The organism is Meiothermus hypogaeus (assembly GCF_003574035.1).
GTDB lineage: Bacteria > Deinococcota > Deinococci > Deinococcales > Thermaceae > Meiothermus > Meiothermus hypogaeus.
This window is the reverse complement of record NZ_QWKY01000012.1, coordinates 1-15,954: the sequence shown is the minus strand read 5'-3', so window position 1 is coordinate 15,954 and position 15,954 is coordinate 1. Positions and strand designations below refer to the sequence as shown.

The 15,954-nt window shown below is 61.0% G+C and carries 14 protein-coding genes and 2 tRNA genes; 7 read left to right on the top strand and 9 right to left on the bottom strand.

The window, feature by feature from the left end; all coding sequences use genetic code 11:
• Positions 1 to 13: 13 nt before the first annotated feature.
• The 4 genes from Mhypo_RS04845 to Mhypo_RS04830 all read right to left on the bottom strand — a co-directional run bounded on the left by Mhypo_RS04845 (position 14) and on the right by Mhypo_RS04830 (position 3,826).
• The gene (locus tag Mhypo_RS04845) at positions 14 to 1,021 is read right to left on the bottom strand and encodes an isocitrate/isopropylmalate dehydrogenase family protein (protein WP_119340179.1); all 1,008 of its coding nucleotides are present in this window, start codon (positions 1,019 to 1,021) and stop codon (positions 14 to 16) included.
• A 78-nt stretch (positions 1,022 to 1,099) separates the two neighbouring features.
• On the bottom strand, positions 1,100 to 1,555 hold the full coding sequence (locus Mhypo_RS04840) for a DUF5317 domain-containing protein (RefSeq protein WP_240637120.1): 456 nt from the start codon (positions 1,553 to 1,555) through the stop codon (positions 1,100 to 1,102).
• Positions 1,556 to 1,599: 44 nt separating this feature from the next.
• The gene (locus tag Mhypo_RS04835) at positions 1,600 to 2,988 is read right to left on the bottom strand and encodes an HD domain-containing phosphohydrolase (protein WP_119340178.1); all 1,389 of its coding nucleotides are present in this window, start codon (positions 2,986 to 2,988) and stop codon (positions 1,600 to 1,602) included.
• 487 nt (positions 2,989 to 3,475) lie between these two features.
• Positions 3,476 to 3,826 carry a hypothetical protein gene (locus Mhypo_RS04830; protein WP_119340177.1) on the bottom strand — a complete coding sequence of 117 codons (351 nt, stop codon included), beginning with the start codon at positions 3,824 to 3,826 and terminating at the stop codon, positions 3,476 to 3,478.
• Between the two features lie 149 nt (positions 3,827 to 3,975).
• Here Mhypo_RS04830 and Mhypo_RS04825 point away from each other — a divergent pair, with 149 nt between their 5' ends.
• Positions 3,976 to 4,644, top strand: coding sequence for a sigma factor-like helix-turn-helix DNA-binding protein (locus Mhypo_RS04825; RefSeq protein ID WP_119340176.1), 669 nt, complete (start codon positions 3,976 to 3,978; stop codon positions 4,642 to 4,644).
• A 27-nt stretch (positions 4,645 to 4,671) separates the two neighbouring features.
• On the opposite strand, the gene Mhypo_RS04820 is transcribed toward Mhypo_RS04825, so the two are convergent.
• Both Mhypo_RS04820 and Mhypo_RS04815 read right to left on the bottom strand, forming a co-directional pair.
• A tRNA-Val gene (locus Mhypo_RS04820) sits at positions 4,672 to 4,748 on the bottom strand.
• 44 nt (positions 4,749 to 4,792) lie between these two features.
• Positions 4,793 to 4,867 (bottom strand) — tRNA-Cys (locus Mhypo_RS04815).
• Between the two features lie 87 nt (positions 4,868 to 4,954).
• Here Mhypo_RS04815 and Mhypo_RS04810 point away from each other — a divergent pair.
• Entirely contained in the window at positions 4,955 to 6,385 is a 1,431-nt protein-coding gene (locus Mhypo_RS04810; protein ID WP_119340175.1) for an ATP cone domain-containing protein, read from the top strand.
• A gap of 130 nt (positions 6,386 to 6,515) precedes the next feature.
• On the top strand, positions 6,516 to 7,415 hold the full coding sequence (locus Mhypo_RS04805; RefSeq protein WP_186814641.1) for an aldo/keto reductase: 900 nt from the start codon (positions 6,516 to 6,518) through the stop codon (positions 7,413 to 7,415).
• Positions 7,416 to 7,739: 324 nt separating this feature from the next.
• Here the strand turns inward: Mhypo_RS04805 and Mhypo_RS04800 are convergent, their stop codons facing one another.
• Together Mhypo_RS04800 and Mhypo_RS04795 are read right to left on the bottom strand one after the other, a co-directional pair.
• A complete protein-coding gene (locus Mhypo_RS04800; RefSeq protein WP_119340173.1) occupies positions 7,740 to 8,750 on the bottom strand; it encodes a S41 family peptidase in 1,011 nt (336 codons plus the stop codon).
• Positions 8,751 to 9,100: 350 nt separating this feature from the next.
• Positions 9,101 to 11,260 (bottom strand): AAA family ATPase, encoded by a 2,160-nt coding sequence (locus Mhypo_RS04795; protein WP_119340172.1) that lies wholly within the window; start codon positions 11,258 to 11,260, stop codon positions 9,101 to 9,103.
• Positions 11,261 to 11,446: 186 nt separating this feature from the next.
• Between Mhypo_RS04795 and glgC the strand changes: the two genes are divergently transcribed.
• From glgC to Mhypo_RS04775, 4 genes are all read left to right on the top strand, one after another.
• The gene (gene glgC / locus Mhypo_RS04790; protein WP_119340171.1) at positions 11,447 to 12,688 is read left to right on the top strand and encodes a glucose-1-phosphate adenylyltransferase; all 1,242 of its coding nucleotides are present in this window, start codon (positions 11,447 to 11,449) and stop codon (positions 12,686 to 12,688) included.
• A 66-nt stretch (positions 12,689 to 12,754) separates the two neighbouring features.
• Positions 12,755 to 13,444, top strand: coding sequence for a SagB/ThcOx family dehydrogenase (locus tag Mhypo_RS04785; RefSeq protein ID WP_119340170.1), 690 nt, complete (start codon positions 12,755 to 12,757; stop codon positions 13,442 to 13,444).
• A gap of 4 nt (positions 13,445 to 13,448) precedes the next feature.
• Positions 13,449 to 13,877 carry a gamma-glutamylcyclotransferase family protein gene (locus Mhypo_RS04780; protein ID WP_119340169.1) on the top strand — a complete coding sequence of 143 codons (429 nt, stop codon included), beginning with the start codon at positions 13,449 to 13,451 and terminating at the stop codon, positions 13,875 to 13,877.
• 15 nt (positions 13,878 to 13,892) lie between these two features.
• The gene (locus Mhypo_RS04775; protein WP_119340168.1) at positions 13,893 to 15,233 is read left to right on the top strand and encodes a glycogen synthase; all 1,341 of its coding nucleotides are present in this window, start codon (positions 13,893 to 13,895) and stop codon (positions 15,231 to 15,233) included.
• A gap of 9 nt (positions 15,234 to 15,242) precedes the next feature.
• Here the strand turns inward: Mhypo_RS04775 and Mhypo_RS04770 are convergent, their stop codons facing one another.
• A complete protein-coding gene (locus Mhypo_RS04770; RefSeq protein WP_119340167.1) occupies positions 15,243 to 15,737 on the bottom strand; it encodes a cupin domain-containing protein in 495 nt (164 codons plus the stop codon).
• Positions 15,738 to 15,954: the final 217 nt, after the last annotated feature.

The following is a 15,954-nucleotide window of genomic DNA, read 5'->3' as shown; positions in this document are numbered from 1 at the left end:
GGCTTCGGGCTTCTCATAAAGCCCTGGCCACCGCCTCGGCAAACTGTAGGGTGGTCGCGTTGCCGCCCAGGTCGGGGGTGCGGGGGCCTTCTTCCAGTACCCTGTCCACCGCTGCTTCTACCCGGCGCGCGGTAGCGTGCTCGCCCAGGTGGTCCAGCATCATCACCGCCGACAGGATGGTGGCCGCCGGGTTGGCAATACCCCGCCCCGCAATGTCGGGTGCGCTGCCGTGCACCGGCTCGAAAACCGCGTGCTGGGTGCCGATGTTGCCGCTGGCCGCAATACCCAGCCCACCCACCAGCCCCGCGGTCAGGTCGGAGATGATGTCGCCAAACAGGTTGGTGGTCACGATTACGTCGAAGCGCTCGGGGTTGCGCACCAGCTGCATGGCGCAGTTGTCAATGATGATGTCCTGGGTCTTGACCTCGGGAAAGTGGGCTGCTTCGGTCAGCACGGTGTTCATGAACAGGCCCTGGGTCATGGGCAGCACGTTGGCCTTGTGGGCCACATGGAGCTGCTTGCGCGGGCGGCTCATGGCCAGCCGGGCGGCGTACTCGCCGATGCGCGCGCTGGCTTTGCGGGTGATGACCGTGTCGGCAATGGCGATCTCGCCGTCGAGATAGCTGCGCTCCTGCTCTACATACAGCCCTTCGGTATTCTCGCGCACCACCACTAAGTCTACCCCGGGCCTCGAGCCCGGCACGGGGTGGTGCTTGGCCGGGCGCACGTTGGCAAACAAGTCCAGCTTGCGCCGCATATACCGGATGGCCCCAAAAAACCCCGGCACCTTCTGGGTGGGGCTGGTGGCGGCGCCAAACAAGGTGGCGTCGGTATGCTGGACGGCCTCGAGGGTTTCCTCGGGCACCGAGATGCCTATTCGTTCAAAGGTCTCCCAGCCCGCCTGGGCCTCCACGAACTCCAGCCTGAGGCCGGTGGCCTCCAGTACCAGCCGGGCGGCAGGGATCACCTCGTGCCCGATGCCATCGCCTTCAATCAGACAAATCTTGTAGCTTTTGCTCACAGTATCACCCCCGTCATTCTAACGACCTTCAAGACACTTCTCAGGCCAGACCACAAGTTTCCACAGGAAACGACTCCCTTAGAATCTTAGATCTATTTCGAGGGGCTCTTGTGCCTTACGCTTGGCCTCCAAGGCGCCATCCAGAATGGTGAGGGCAATCCCCACCATCAAGTACACATCTCCCAGGCTTATTACGTTGGTATAGCCCAGAACCTGCACCGGAATCACATCGGCCAGGAACCACAGCCGGGAAGACTCGCTCAATAGGGTATGAACGGCGTCGTATTGCTGCTGGAGCTTGGGAATATAGGCTTCCATGCCCACCTTGTATAGCGCCTCGGCGCTCACGGGCATGTGCCCCTTGTTGGCAAAAATCACCAGCGCGTTGCAAAAGAGGCCCAGCCCCACAAACCACAACCCGCGCAGGTGGGTATTGGCCCACAGCCCATACCCCACCAGCCCCACCACCAAGGTTTTGGCAATGGGCCCGGCAATCTCGGGTGCAATCAGGCCGCGCGAAGTGGCAAAGGCCAGCCCGCCTTCCAGCAGCGCCGCCCCAATAAAAGCCCAGGCGGCCCTTAGCTCGAGGTGTGCAAGGTCGCGGAGGCTGGCCCTGAACGCGAGGGCGAGGATAATCCCGACAAGTGCGCTGGTGAGGTATAGCGTCGTAAGAATTCCTCCCGGTCTTTCCAGATGGGATCCTCGAGCCACAACGCCTCGAAGAGCTTCACGATTTGCGGGTCAAACTGCTTACCCGCAAGCATGATTATCTCATTGAGGGCTTCCTGGGGCGTCTTGGCCCGGCTATAGGCCCGGCCCGCGGTCATGGCCTCGTAGGCATCGGCCAGGGATACAATCCGAGCCCACAACGGAATCGCCTCTCCTTTAAGCTTACCAGGGTAGCCCGCTCCGTCCCAGCGCTCGTGATGGTGCATAATGACCCCCTGTACGTCTTTGGACAATCGCTGACGCATGGGTTGGAGCACCTCTAATCCCTTGCTTGCATGACTTTTAATGAGTGTAAACTCGTCCTCGCTGAGTTTGCCGGGTTTGAGCAGAATCGAGTCGGGTATGGCCACCTTGCCAATATCGTGAATACGCGCTGCGTATGTTATGCGCTTGACATCGTGCTCATCAAAGCCCATCCGCTGCGCAATGCTGGCCGCAATGGCCGCCACCCGCTCGGAGTGTAGCCGAGTAAAGGGGTCTTTGGCATCAATGGTGGATACCAGCAGCTCGATGGTCTCGTCGAAGGACTCTTCCAGCTTCACCTTTTCGTCCCAGTAGTAGCGGGAGAAGTAGAGCAACAGCATCATGAACAGCACCGTAAACCCACCCCACCCCCCAATCAGCGGAGTCTGATAGGCCTTGGCCAGCAACAACCCCACCGGCGCCTGCACCAGATAGCTAACCCATAGCCAGCTGTAGTTCTCAAACCAGATTTTGCGAATGCTGGCTCCACTGGAAAGGTGGATCACATAGGTAACGGTGCTGACATTAATTAGGAAATACACCACGGAGGCAGCTAAAACGCCAACCACCTGACCAAGATCAGGATTAAGGCTGGCTTGCTGTACCAACCACCAGACCCAGGCGGCCATTCCTGTGGCCAAGGCAGACTGGGTCCGATTGAATAGATCCTTGTACCAGGGATATTCAGGTCGGCCAAAGTCTTTGTTGAAGCCCAAAACAAACACCAAAACCGGAGCCAACCAGAGGGGGAAAAAAGTTACTGCGGCGATGTTCACCACAAAAGCATGGGACATTGAGGCATTGAAGGGTAATCGAACCTCAACTCGTCTTGCCAGCCAGATCAGGCCACCCCAAAAAATTAGGTCGAGAACGCTCGTTACATTGGTATCGCTGGCTTGACTGGACAAGAAATAAACAAGCCCACAAAAGGCCAGTAGTAGGCCCAGGAGGAAGAGCAGAACTCGAGGAGGGGGAACCGCAAGGCTCGCCTTCACGGCTCAAGTGTAAGGGTGGAAGCAAAAACAGCGGGTGCGGTATGAACACCCGCACCCGCACAAGCGTTACGTGACTTACTTCCACTGGGTGTCGGCACCCGCAGCCACAGCCAGAGCAACGAGGGCGGCAACCAGGGTCATGATTTTGAAGGCGATCTTTTTCATACTTTCCTCCTCCTAGACGGCTTGGAAGCGCTTTTATTTGTTTACTTCCAACCTTGAAGAAGACAATACGACAAGGCCTCCTGTTCCGTCAAGGGATACAGGAATACATGTACTTGATTTAGAATGTATCAAGATTACAATCCGGCCAATTTGTAGTGCCTACCGAAGTAGGACGCTTTTAGCCTAGGGGCTCCTGGGGGACCCGCCTGTGATTTTTTCACCAAAAAATGGGCGCCAGCGTTACGTGCCAGAAGGCCAGCCGTGGTTGGTGTGTGAATAAAAAAAAGCCGCTCTGAAGCGGCTTTGGGGGAGTTGATGAGCTTCAGGAGAGAGCTACTTCGAAGGTGGTTTGGTCGAGGGTGAGCTCGAGGCGGTGAGCGGCCACATCGCCTACTACCAGGCGAAAACCGGTGTTGGGCACAACTTCCTCGGTCTGGATGGGGGTGCCTTCGGGGCCTACCAGTGTCAGCTTGGCTGCACCAACGGGGGCTTCACCCTCGCACAAGAGTTGCCCCAGCAACAGGCCCTGCTGGCCATCGTGCTTGTAGCTAAGGTCGAGGTAGTAGTCCCTGGCCTGGAAAAGTTTGGTCCAGCCCGAGCTGGGGGCAGCAGAACGCAACCCTGGTCGAGGGGCCCCTTCAGATGTCATGATGAGAATGGCTTGTTCTTTCATGTCTCCCTGCCTTTGAAATGCCTTTCAAACGATGATCTCCTGCACGTGGGTATTAGCTGGGCTACAATACCATCCTGAAAGGTGTACAAGTGGGCTTGCAGCGCCCGATGAGTCATTATAATCTAAAAAATGGAGCGTTCCTAGCAGATATGCCCAAAAAAACGCCAGGACAGTATTTTTTGAGTAAAGGCATTTTGCCAAATAAGCTGACCGAACACCTCGAGAAGCTCTACCCCCTCGAGCGCGAGGTGTTGCTGGCGCGGGCATCGGGAGAGACCCTGCGGGCCATTGGGGGGCGTCTCGATCTGACCCCCGAGGGGGTGCGCCAGGTCGAGCATCGGGCGCTGAGAAAGCTCAAGGACGAGGGTTCGCCGGAGCAGGCCCAGGGTCGGCGCTTTCGCCTGGCCGTCGAGCAACGCCTGGGAATGCCGCTGGAGTCGGTGGTCAAGCACCTGACTCAACTCGAGCGCCAGGTGGTGCTGGCCTATGCCAACGGCGACTCGCTGGCCGATCTGGCCCCCGAGCTGGGCCTGAGCATCACCGAAGCTACAGTCCTGCGCGACCAGGTGGTCTCTCGTTTGTTAGGCCAGGAGCGCGGCTCCAGGGCCGGAAAGTGGGTGGAGTTAAAAGCTGCTGTGGCGGCGGCTCTGGCCCAAAGCCCGCTCACCTACGAGGAGCTCGAGGCACGTTTCCCCATGTCCCGCCGCCGGCTGATGAAACTGATGCAGGAGCTGGTGCAAGAAGGCCGGGCCGATGTGAGCGACGAGTACCCTTTCCGTTTTTTGGGCAAGGAAGAGCCTGCCGCTACCAATGGATAAAAAACCCCCTTCCTGGGGGTGGGGTTTTGGTGGGCGCGACTGGACTCGAACCAGCGACCCCTACCGTGTCAAGGTAGTGCTCTAGCCATCTGAGCTACGCGCCCGCGCGGGTTGGGTTTTGCTCCGTGTTTCTCCACTGGAGAAACATTGGAGGCGCTGACCGGATTCGAACCGGTGAATGGAGGTTTTGCAGACCTCTGCCTTACCACTTGGCTACAGCGCCGTGCTTGCCACCCTAAAGTGGTTCAGCAAACGCTAGGTTAGCATTTGCCAGAGGGTGTGTCAAACGGTTTTCGGGTACGATTGAACCGTGCGTGAAGTGTTCATCAAAACGCCAGGGGGCTTCCGCTGGCCTTTTTCCAAGGGTCTGCTGGTGGAGTCCATGATGATGGCCGGGCTGAAAATGGAGCCTGCCTTGTCGGTGGCCCACACCATTGAGGAGCAGCTAAAAACCCGCAAGAAGCCAGAAATTACGGCCCTGGCGCTCAAGAAACTCCTGATTCAGGAGGTGGAGAAAAACTTTGGTCCCGAGCTGGCCGAGCGGCTTAGAGGTCAGACCCAGGCCTTTGAGGACATTGTGGTCAGAGAGGGGTATCGCCGCCGGCCTTTTTCCAAAGGGGTGCTGGCCCGCAGCCTGGAGGACGCCGGGTTTTCCATGCGCGAGGCGCAGGCGCTGGCCCGGGCGGTGGAAAACCGCTTGCGCCGCAGTGGGGTTCGTTCGATTGATGCGGACGAACTCGAGAAACGCATCACCACCGAAATAGAGGAGCTGTTTGGCCCTGCGGCCCGAGCCCGCTATGCGGGGCGGCAGGCGCTGGCGGGGGAGATTTTTGTAGAGGAAGGCGAGGGCGAGCCCCGGGTGCCTTTCTCCAAGGGGGTGCTGGCCCAGTCGGTGATGGCGGTGGGGCTTTCGCCCGACTCGGCCTACCGCCTGGCCCGCGATGTGGAGCGGCGCTTGCGCGATGCGGGTTCGGCGGTGGTGACCCGCGACTACCTGCGCAAGGCGGTCTCGGAAGAGCTTATGGAAGAAGCGGGGGAGGAGGTGGCCCGTCGCTATCATCTGCTGCGCAGTATTCGACGGGCAGTCAAGCCGGTGCACCTGCTGATTGGGGGGGTGGCCGGGGTGGGGAAGAGCGTACTGGCCTCGGCGCTGGCCTACCGGCTGGGCATTACCCGCATGATTTCTACCGATGCGGTGCGGGAAATACTGCGGGCGACCATCCCCAAGGATCTGTTGCCTACCTTGCACACCAGCAGCTTTGACGCCTGGCGGGTGCTGGCCACACCCCACACCGCCGAGCCCAGCCCGGCGATGGTCATGCAGGGGTTCCGCGACCAGGTCTCGAGGGTAGCGGTAGGCCTCAAGGCCATTCAGGAGCGCAGCGCCCGGGAAAAAACCTCGCTGGTGGTGGAAGGGGTACACGTGGTGCCGGGTTACATGACGCACCAGTTTCAAAGTGAGGTCATCCAGATTCCCATCATGCTGGTGCTCGAGGACGAATCTCTACACCGCGACCGTTTTGCCCTGCGTGAACGCGAAACCAGGGGCTCGCGCACCAGTGGGGCCTATGCCCAGCACTTCGACCAGATTCGCCTGATTCAGCAGCATCTGGTGGAGCTGGCCCGCGGGGCGGGTATTCCACTGATTCCTGCCGAAAACCTGGACAGAGCTATTGACAAGGGCCTCGAGGTGATTGTGGATCGCTTGCAGGAAGCCTACTTCGACGTGGTGCAGGGGTAGTGGGGGGGTCGAGTGTCGAGGTTCGAGCACTGGCCTGAGCAGTTGAGCTGAACCTCCTGGCTTTGGGTGGTACCAAACAAGTGACGTTTCTGGCGCGTTGTAGCCTTGAGAGGTGAACGACTTTATCCAGATGAAAGGGCTTCCGGCCATTCCACCGCTGGGCATCGGTACCTGGCAGTGGGGAGACAGGCTGGTCTGGGGCTATGGCAAGGGCTACCAGCAAGACGATACCCAAGCGGCCTACCAGGCGGCCCTGCAAGGGGGCGTGCGGCTTTTTGATACGGCAGAGTTTTATGGCTTTGGGCTTTCGGAAAGGCTTTTGGGGCAGTATTATCATGCGCACGACGCCAAGCCCCTCATCGTGAGCAAGTTGTTTCCCTACCCCTGGCGGTTTTCCCGCAAAACGCTTTTGGGGGCGCTCAGAAAGAGCCTCGAGCGCTTGCAGATGAAGCAGCTCGACTTATATTTACTGCACTGGCCCTGGAAACCAGTTTCGCTCGAGGACTGGGCGCTTTCACTCGCCGAAGCCTATGAGCAAGGCTTGACCCGGGCGGTGGGGGTTTCCAACCACAGCCTGCCGCAGCTCGAGCGCGTGGCAAAGGTGCTGGCCAAACACAAGGTTCCCCTGGCGGCCAACCAGGTCGAGTATCATCTGCTTGAGCGCAAACCCGAGCGCTCGGGCCTGCTACAAGCCATGCAGGCCGAGGGCATTGTGCTAATGGCCTACAGCCCCCTGGCTATGGGCTGGCTCACCGGCAAGTACAGCCTGGAGAACCCCCCGCCGGGCCGCTACCGGGCGCAGCGCTATGTGACCCACAAGGCCCAAATTCCAGGGCTGCTACAAACCCTGGGCGAGATTGCCCAGAACCTTAATGCGACCCCGGCCCAGGTGGCCCTGCGCTGGTGCATCCAGAAAGGCACCCTGCCCATTCCGGGTGCCAAGAACGCACGGCAGGCCGAGGGCAACGCGGGGGCCTTACAGATTCGCCTGTCGGATGAAGAGATGACCCGCCTGGATGCCCTCACATAACTCCAAATCCACATGAACCCCTGACCTTCTCCCCGGGGGGAGAAGGTGGCGACACCCCGACCACGCTATTTACAAAAAGCGATAGGAACACGCTTGACTGCACCTGGAGTGTCGCCGGTTGAGGGAGCTTGAGACGACCCTTAAAACTAACTGCCCAAGTAAAGTTGGTATAACACATTTGAAACCAGGTTGGTATAGCGGCCGATTGTGACAGGGTTTGGCTGGTTGCCCGAATGAAGAGCTTTGTGTTTGTTACGGGAACCAGGCTGCGAAGCAGGCCCTTCATTTTTTTCGGGCCCAAAGCCTCCCGGTAGGACGAAACCGCTACCGTTGGCGCAGGATGTAGCGCAGGGCCGCCTCGAGCTGTTCTTGAGGGCTCTCCTCCACCAGGTCGGGCTCCACCCCGCGCCCTTCCCAGGTGGGGCCGCTGAAAGGGGCCAGCACGCCGTTGGCCACCAGTGCCACGCCGCCATCGGGGAAGCAGTAAGGGGTGAGAGCTTCGGTGTTGCCCGCGCTGCGGGTGCCGATCAGGTAGGCCCGCCCGGCGTTCTTGAGTGCGCCGGCCAATCCTTCGGCTGCTGAGTGGACGTTGCCATCAATCAGCACGACCAGGGGTTTTTGGGTTTGGGGACGACCAAAAAAGGGCGTGGTGGGAAAAGGAATGGCCCCAATCCCCCGACTGACGATGCGCCAGGGTACGCCCCGCATAAAAACCCCAGCCACTTCGGCCATGCGCAGCACCAGCCCGCCGGGGTTGCCGCGCAGATCGAGCACATAGCCCCTGGCCCTGGCATCGTAGCGGCGAATGGCCTCCTGCAAGGCGCTCAGCCCCGCTACATCTACCAGGTTGCTGATGCGAACCACCACCACCCCATCGGTAAAGCGCACCTGAGGGGCTTCGTAGGGCGACCTCGAGGTTTGGGTGGGCGTAGGGGCTGGTTTGGCGGGGTTGGCGCTTGGGGGGCTCTGGTTGGGGGCGGGCGGAGACTGGGTGGTGGGAAGTACGTCCTGATCCTTGAAAGGTAGGGCCAGACACTGCCCTCCGCTCAGGTAACGCCGGGCTTCGGTGGGGCTCAGCACCCTCGAGTGGTCGTCGCGCAGCTCGCCGTACATGTCGTCCAGCAACCGATAAAGCCCTTCCCAGTCGCGCACTTCGCCCAGCTTGAGTCGGTAGGTATCGCCCACCGCTTCCCAGTTCACCCCGCCAAAGCCGGTGTCGTAGTAGCGCTCCTTGACCAGCCGCCAGGCTTGCTCGAGCCGCAGGGCAAAAGCCTGATTAACCTGGGCCAGCGCCAGATTGCCCCAAACCAAGAGCCCTACCAACCACCAGCGCATAGCTGCATGATACGCGAAGGGCGTAAGGCAAAGTGTCAGGCAGGGCTGATACCAAACTTGCCTGGATGGTCATCATAGAAAGGAATTCCCAACCCCCTCATCCCAGGCGAGTCGCTTACGCGATTCTGGTGCAAGCACTTGCAAAGCCGTCACCTGGGCGTCACCCCAGACGCAGCTAGCGACGTCACTGATGTCATTCCTGCATGTCGCTGGCGGGGTGTCTCAATCTTCTCTCGCACGGGGAGAAGTTTATATAGCGGTATGAGGGCCTTTAGGTCGTTCCCACAAGGTATCGTTGGCAAACCCCAGACCTGAAACTTGTGACCCAAGATCTGCCGCTTGGAGACTTGCTAAGACTCGTTTTCTTCTTTGTGGCCTTCTTCCAACTTGGCAAACTCCTCCAGGCTGGCTTTGATACGCTCTTGCAGCCCCCGAAAGCCCTCCATGCGGGCCCCGGCCAGGAGCTCCAGGGCCTGCTCGGCGGTTTCGACAGCATAGATATGAAACTGCCCAGCCCGGACAGCCTCGAGCACCTCGGCCCGGAGGGTCAGGTTGGGGATGTTGGCCCTGGGCAGAATCACCCCCTGGCTGCCGCTCAGGCCCAGCGCCTGGCAGACCCGGAAAAAGCCCTCCACCTTGGCGTTGATGGCGCCCACCGCCAGCACCTTGCCGGTCTGGTCCACGGCCCCTGTCACGGCCAGGTCTTGCCGGAGGGGAAAGTTACCGATGGCCGACAGCACCGCGACCAGCTCGGCCAGCCCTGCGGAATCGCCGTCAATGGAGACGTAGCTTTGCTCGAAGGCCAGACTGACGGTGGCGGGGAGGGGGCCGCTCTCGATGTACCGGCCGCGAAGGTAGCCAGCCAGGGTCAGCACCGCCTTGTGGAAAATTTGCCCCCCCAGACCGGCTTCGCGGTCTATGGAGACCAGATGATCGCGGCCCGGGGCGGCCCGTGCGGTCAGTCGGGCCGGGCGGCCCCAGTAGGGCGCGGCCTCCACCACCACCAGGCTGTTGACCTCGCCCACCGCCCGTCCGGTGGTGCGGAGGCTCCAGACCCCTTCCCGTACCGCACGTAAAAACTCCTCCTCGGAGAGAAAGCTCCGATGGTCGCGGGCCAGAACGGCCTGCTCCACAGCCTCCGCGCTGAGAATGCCCTCACCCAAAACGGCGGCTTCTTCGGCTAGGGCGCGGGTTTCGATCAAGCGGGCATCCATGCGGTCGCGTTGCTCTGCGCTGCGCCGGGCTTCGTCGTAAAGCCGGATCAGGCCGCTGTGGGTCATCTGAAACCCCTGGGCCTGCAGCCAGCCCCCCAGGGCCATCATGTTTTCCGGGGTGGCGGGCAGGGTGGGGGAGAACTCCACCCGGATGCGAAATAGCTCGCTGAAGGCCGGGTCTTCCTCCAACGATTCAAAAGCCTCCTGATTGCCGACCAGCATGACCTGCATCTGGATGGGGAAGGGCTCGACCTCGAGGCTGGCCGGGGCTTGCGGTTCGGTGACCGGCTCGACCTGCCCATTGCGCAAGGCCCGCTTGAAGGCTTCCCAGGTACCCTCGCGCTTGAGGCTCAGGGCATCCAGAATCAGATACCCCCCCTGGGCGCGGTGAACCGCGCCGGGGCGAATCAGGCTGACATTGGTGCTCCAGACCCCGCGTTCTACCACGTAATCCAGCCGCCCGAACAGCCGGGGAGCGGTGGCATAGGGTTCGTAGACGATGGGGGGTGGGGAGCCGCTGCTGGAAGAGGTGAGCAGGTTGGGCCGCCACTGGGCAGGGTCGAGGGGTTCGCCGGTCTCGGCGTAGCGGGCCAGACGGCCCCGCAGGGCCTCGAGGTAGCTTCGGGCCTGAGGAAAGCGCTGAAACAAGGGCTCGAAGCGGTTGTTCAGGTAGTGCAGCGCCCAGTCGCGGCGCAGCCGCCTTAGCGCAACCTCGAGTTCGGCGGCGGCGGCCAGGCTGCCCAGCGTGACCTCCTCGAGCCGGGCGCTAAGCTCGGCGGGAACCGGGCCGGGGCCGGTAAACTCTAGCCTCTCGCCGCTTTGCGATAGGGCAAACCCGGCTTCCTGGGCTTCTTGCTGGAGCGAGGCCAGTTGTTGCTCGCGGGCCTCCTTGAAGCGGGCCTCGAGCTGGGTTTTTTCCCGCAGGAAAGAGCCCTGGCGGAACAGCTCGTCCAGCCGACTGACTTCCAGCAGCAGGTTCTCCACCGCGTCGGCCAGATGGGTCTCCTGTCCACTGGGCAGGGTCAGCACCGCCACCTTGCGCTCCGACAAGGGTACATACAGCAGGTCGGGTGGGGTCTCGACGGTCTGGGTGCTCAGATAGGCCAGCAGCGCCTCGTGCTTACCCAGGCTGGAAGGCCCCACCAGGTAGGCATGGAACCCCCCCCGAAGGGCCAGTTCCAGCGCGGCCCTGGCCCGTTCCTGCCCAAAAAAGGGGGGTGCAGGGGGAAACGACACAACGTCGCTGGAATTATCGTGCAATGTGCGCCACTCGAGCGCCTCGTAGGAAAGCTTCATGCTGGACAAGTATACCCACAGCCAGACTAGAGAATCTGGAAGCCCATCTTCTTGTCTCAGATCTCCTTCATCCTACGGCTATAGACAATCGGCCATAGACTATGGACACTGGACTTTCGACCATTAACAAGGCTTTCAGCCAGACCCCAAGCCTGTTATGCTGTTGCCAAAGGAGGCAACTTCGTCATGTCTATGCGAGTTCTGGGGATGATTCTCGCGGGGGGGCAAGGTTCAAGGCTGTTTCCCCTCACGGCCAAACGCGCCAAGCCTTCCGTGCCGTTTGGGGCACGCTACCGCATCATCGATTTTGTACTCAACAACTTCCTAAACTCAGGCATTTATGGCATTTACGTACTCACCCAGTTCAAAGCCCAGTCCCTCACCGAGCATGTGCAGCGGCACTGGCGCTTTGGGGGTTTTCTGGAAGACGCCTTTATTTTGCTGGTACCGGCCCAGATGTACCGCTATGAAGAACTAGGGCCGGTCTGGTACCGGGGCACGGCCGATGCCATCTACCAGAACCTGCACCTGATCAACAACCATAAGCCCGAGAATGTGGCGATTTTTGGCGGCGACCACATCTTCAAGATGAACATCGCCCACATGCTGGACTACCACAACGACCACCGCGCCGACCTGACCATCGCCGCTTATCCGGTGCCCATCGAGCAGGCCAGCCGCTTTGGGGTGCTCCAGGTAGACGACCAGTGGCGCATGGTGGGCTTTCAGGAAAAGCCCAAGAACCCCACCCCCATCCCCGGCAAGCCCGACCTGGCGCTGGTTTCGATGGGCAACTACATCTTCCGTACCGAGCCGCTGGTAGAGAAGCTCGAGCACGACGCCAAGGACCCCAACTCCTCGCATGATTTCGGCAAAGATGTAATTCCCCGCGCGCTGAGCGAGGGCTACCGCATCCAGGTCTACGACTTCAAACGCAATCCCATTCCCGGGCAGCAAGGCCCCAACACCTACTGGCGCGATGTGGGTACCGTTGATGCCTACTTTGAAGCCAGCATGGACCTGATTCAGGTGACCCCGGAGTTTGACCTCTACAACCCCGAATGGCCCCTGCGGGCGGCCAACTTCAACTCTCCCCCCGCCAAGTTTGTGCACGAGGCCGGCGCCCGTACCGGCCAGGCCTTCAACAGCCTGATTGCAGGGGGCTGCATCATCTCGGGCGGCACCATTCGCGAGTCGGTGATCTTTCGACGTAACCGCATCAACTCCTATGCCCTGGTCGAGCGCAGCATCCTGTTTGACGAGGTGGAGGTAGGGCGCTACGCCAAGCTGCGCAACACCATCGTAGACAAAAATGTGAGCATCCCACCCCACACCGAGATCGGCTACGACCTCGAGGCCGACCGGGCCCGGGGCTTTACCGTGACCGCGGAGGGCATCGTGGTGGTGCCCAAAAGCTACAGATTCTAAGCGATTGCTGATAGTCTATAGCCTGCAACGGCAGGTCGGGCTATAAACTATTGGCTATCGGCATTTATGGACAAGCATCCTGGTAAAGTTTTTTATCGCCTAACCCGCATTTTCCCCGGAGACCAGCTACCGGGTGGGCGGGCCCCTGCGGCCAAAGTGTATGCCAATCCGCTGGAGTCGGTGGAACTTGCTGAGCCGGCGCGCGATGGGGGCCCGGCAGTCTGGCGGGTGCTGTCCCGGGTGGCGCCTATTACCCCCAGGGTGGGTTCTTCCATCACCCAGGCCGAGCTTTCGCAGGTGCTGGCCCCGCTGGCCGTGCGCCGGGGGGGGCGGGGCTATCCTTCGGCGGGTGGGGCCTATCCCCTCGAGGTCTACCTGGCTGTGCAGCACCTGCAAGACACCTTCCAGGGCATCTACCACTATGCGGCCAAGCAGCACCAGTTGGAACAGCTTTCGGGCCGCTTCGACCTCAAAAGCTGGCAATCGGCCCTGATGGATCTGGAGGCAGTGGAAGCCTCGGCAGCGCTGGTGGTTTTTAGTGCGGTGCCGGAGCGCTCCGAAGCGGTATTTGGGTTGCGAGGGTTTCGCTATGCCCTGCTCGAGGTGGGCTATGCGGTGGGCGAGGTGATGGTGGCTGCTACCGCCCTGGGCCTGCAAGCCTACCCCGCCGCGACCTTCTACGACGAGGAAGTACGCAAACTGCTCTCGCTGCCCGATGCCGAGCATCCGGTGGTGGTGTTGTTGCTGGGGCGCTAGGGCAATGGAGCTTCCCGAAGCGGTTTTTGTCTACGGTACACTCAAGCGAGGTGAGCGCAACTTTGAGGTCTCGAGGCAAGCGGGCTGGTTACGTTCGGAACCCGCCTGCATCGAGGGTTTCCGGCTTTTCCACATTCCCAAAGGCGACCTGCGACCCTATGCCTACCCGGGGGTGGTGAAGGGAGAGGGGCGGGTATGGGGGGAGGTGCAGTGGTTTGCCAACCTCGATCGGGCGCTGGCGTTACTGGATCGGCTCGAGGACGAGGGCGGTGAGTATCTGCGAAGCCCCACCACGGCCTATCTCTTTGAGCAGGGCGGTGCGCCCTGTAGGGTCTGGGTGTATGTGTACGCTAGCCTGCCGGCTTTGGAAAGCGCAGGGGGTATCTGGTTGCCGCAAGGGGTCTGGGGTGAACAAACACAGCCAAAGGGGTAAACTGCCCGTATTCGTATGAAAATTGCCTTTGTTGCCTCCGAAGCCTTCCCCTTCGCCAAGGTGGGGGGCTTAGCCGATGTGATCGGCAGCCTGCCCCAGGCCCTCAAAAAGCAAGGCCTCGAGCCCACCATCTTTCTGCCGTGGTACTGGGGCATCCAGGGCTACTATGTGGGCGAAGCCTGGTTCAACTTTGAAGGAAACCGGGAGAAAATAGGCATCGGCCACGCCGAGCACAATGGGGTGCGCTACGTGCTGGTGGGTCTGGGGGATTTTGCCCGCGACAAACCCTACGGTTACCAGGACGACTTCCGCCGCTTTGTGCGCTTTGCCATGGCCACGGCCGAACTCCTGGGCGACTTTGACGTGGTGCACGCCCACGACTGGCAGGCGGCTCTGCTGCCCCTGCTGCGCAACCTGGGCTGGTTCCAGGCCCGCACGGTGTACACCATCCACAACCTGGCCTACCAGGGGGTCTGGGGCTCGCAGGATTTTTATGCCTGGACGCGCCTGCCGGGCGAGACCTACTACGGGGCGGGCCTCGAGCACCACGGCGCAGTCAACCTGATGAAAGCTGGGATTGTGAACGCCGATGCCGTAACCACGGTCTCGCCCCGCTACGCCTGGGAGATCACCACCCCCGAAGGCGGCGAGGGGCTAGACGGGGTGCTACGTGCCGAGCAGTGGAAGCTCCGGGGCATCCTGAATGGCCTCGATACCGACTACTGGGACCCCGCTACCGACAAGTACCTCAGGCACCACTACAACGCCAGCGACCTTTCCGGCAAGGCCCGCAACCGCGCCGAACTGCTGGCCGAGCTGGCCCTGGAAGATCGCCCCACCCTGGGGGTGGTCTCGCGCTTTGCCCACCAGAAGGGCATAGACCTGATTGCCGATGCGGTAGACGACCTGATGGGCCTGGGGGTCAACCTGGTGGTGCTGGGCAGTGGGGAGCCGGGCCTCGAGCGGACCTTCGCCTGGATGGCCTCTCATCTGCCCGGCCGTCTGGCTTACGTACAGGGCTACAACGAAGCCCTGGCCCATCGCATCTACGCCGGCTCGGATGGCTTTCTGATGCCCTCGAGGTTCGAGCCCTGCGGCCTGGCCCAACTCATTGCCATGCGCTATGGCACGCCCCCCATCGTACGGGCGGTGGGGGGCCTTCTGGACACGGTGAAGCACTGGGAAACCGGCTTCATGTTCGACTCGATGGACGCAGGGGGCATACTGCACGGAGTGCGTGAGTTCCTCAAACACCCCGATCGGGATTTGGTGGCCCGAAACGCCATGCAGCAGGACTTTTCCTGGGAGGGGCCAGCGCGCGAGTACGTGGCTCTTTACCGGCAACTGTTGGGCTGAACAGGCCTCCTACTCGGCTGGGCGGTACCGGGAGGGGTAGTTGACGATTTTGTCCCACTCGTCGGCGGTCGAGCGGGCCACAAAAACCACCAGCTCCTCCTCGCCGATGTTGAACACCTCGTGGGGTACGCCGGGCTTGATGTAGATGAAATCGCCGGCCTGGTTGATCACCTCTTTTTCCAGGTTCTCGCCAAAGGTGTGTTTGACCTTACCTTGCAGCACAAACAGCATCACCTCGAAGCCCTCGTGTATATGGGCATAGGCAATGCCCCCCGGCGGCACCGTCGCCACATTGATGGACAGGCTGGTAGACCCCACATTTTTGGCCGACATACCCTGCAAATACTGGATGCCGTTCCACGCCCGGCGGTTCCCGCCGCCGCGCATAACGCTGATACCGCCAAGGTCTTCTACGATACCCACATCTATGGGGCCGGTTCCAGGGGTTTTGGTCATGCCGTATTTTACCAGGGCCTCTGCTGCTGCCAACGCGGTCTGGGGCATGGATTGGTTTGTGTGGAGGCTGAAGTCAAACTCCGATTTATACCGGATTCAAAAAGACAGTCTACAAAACCAAAAACACCAGAGGCTGTCTTTTTGAATCCTAGAGCACACCCCTCCCTTGAGTACCGGCGCTAGCCGGGGGCCGATGGCCCTTCACTGTCGGTCGGCGAAGAAAGCGTCTCCCTTCCAAGGGGCGGTATCGCCCTCCGCTACGCGG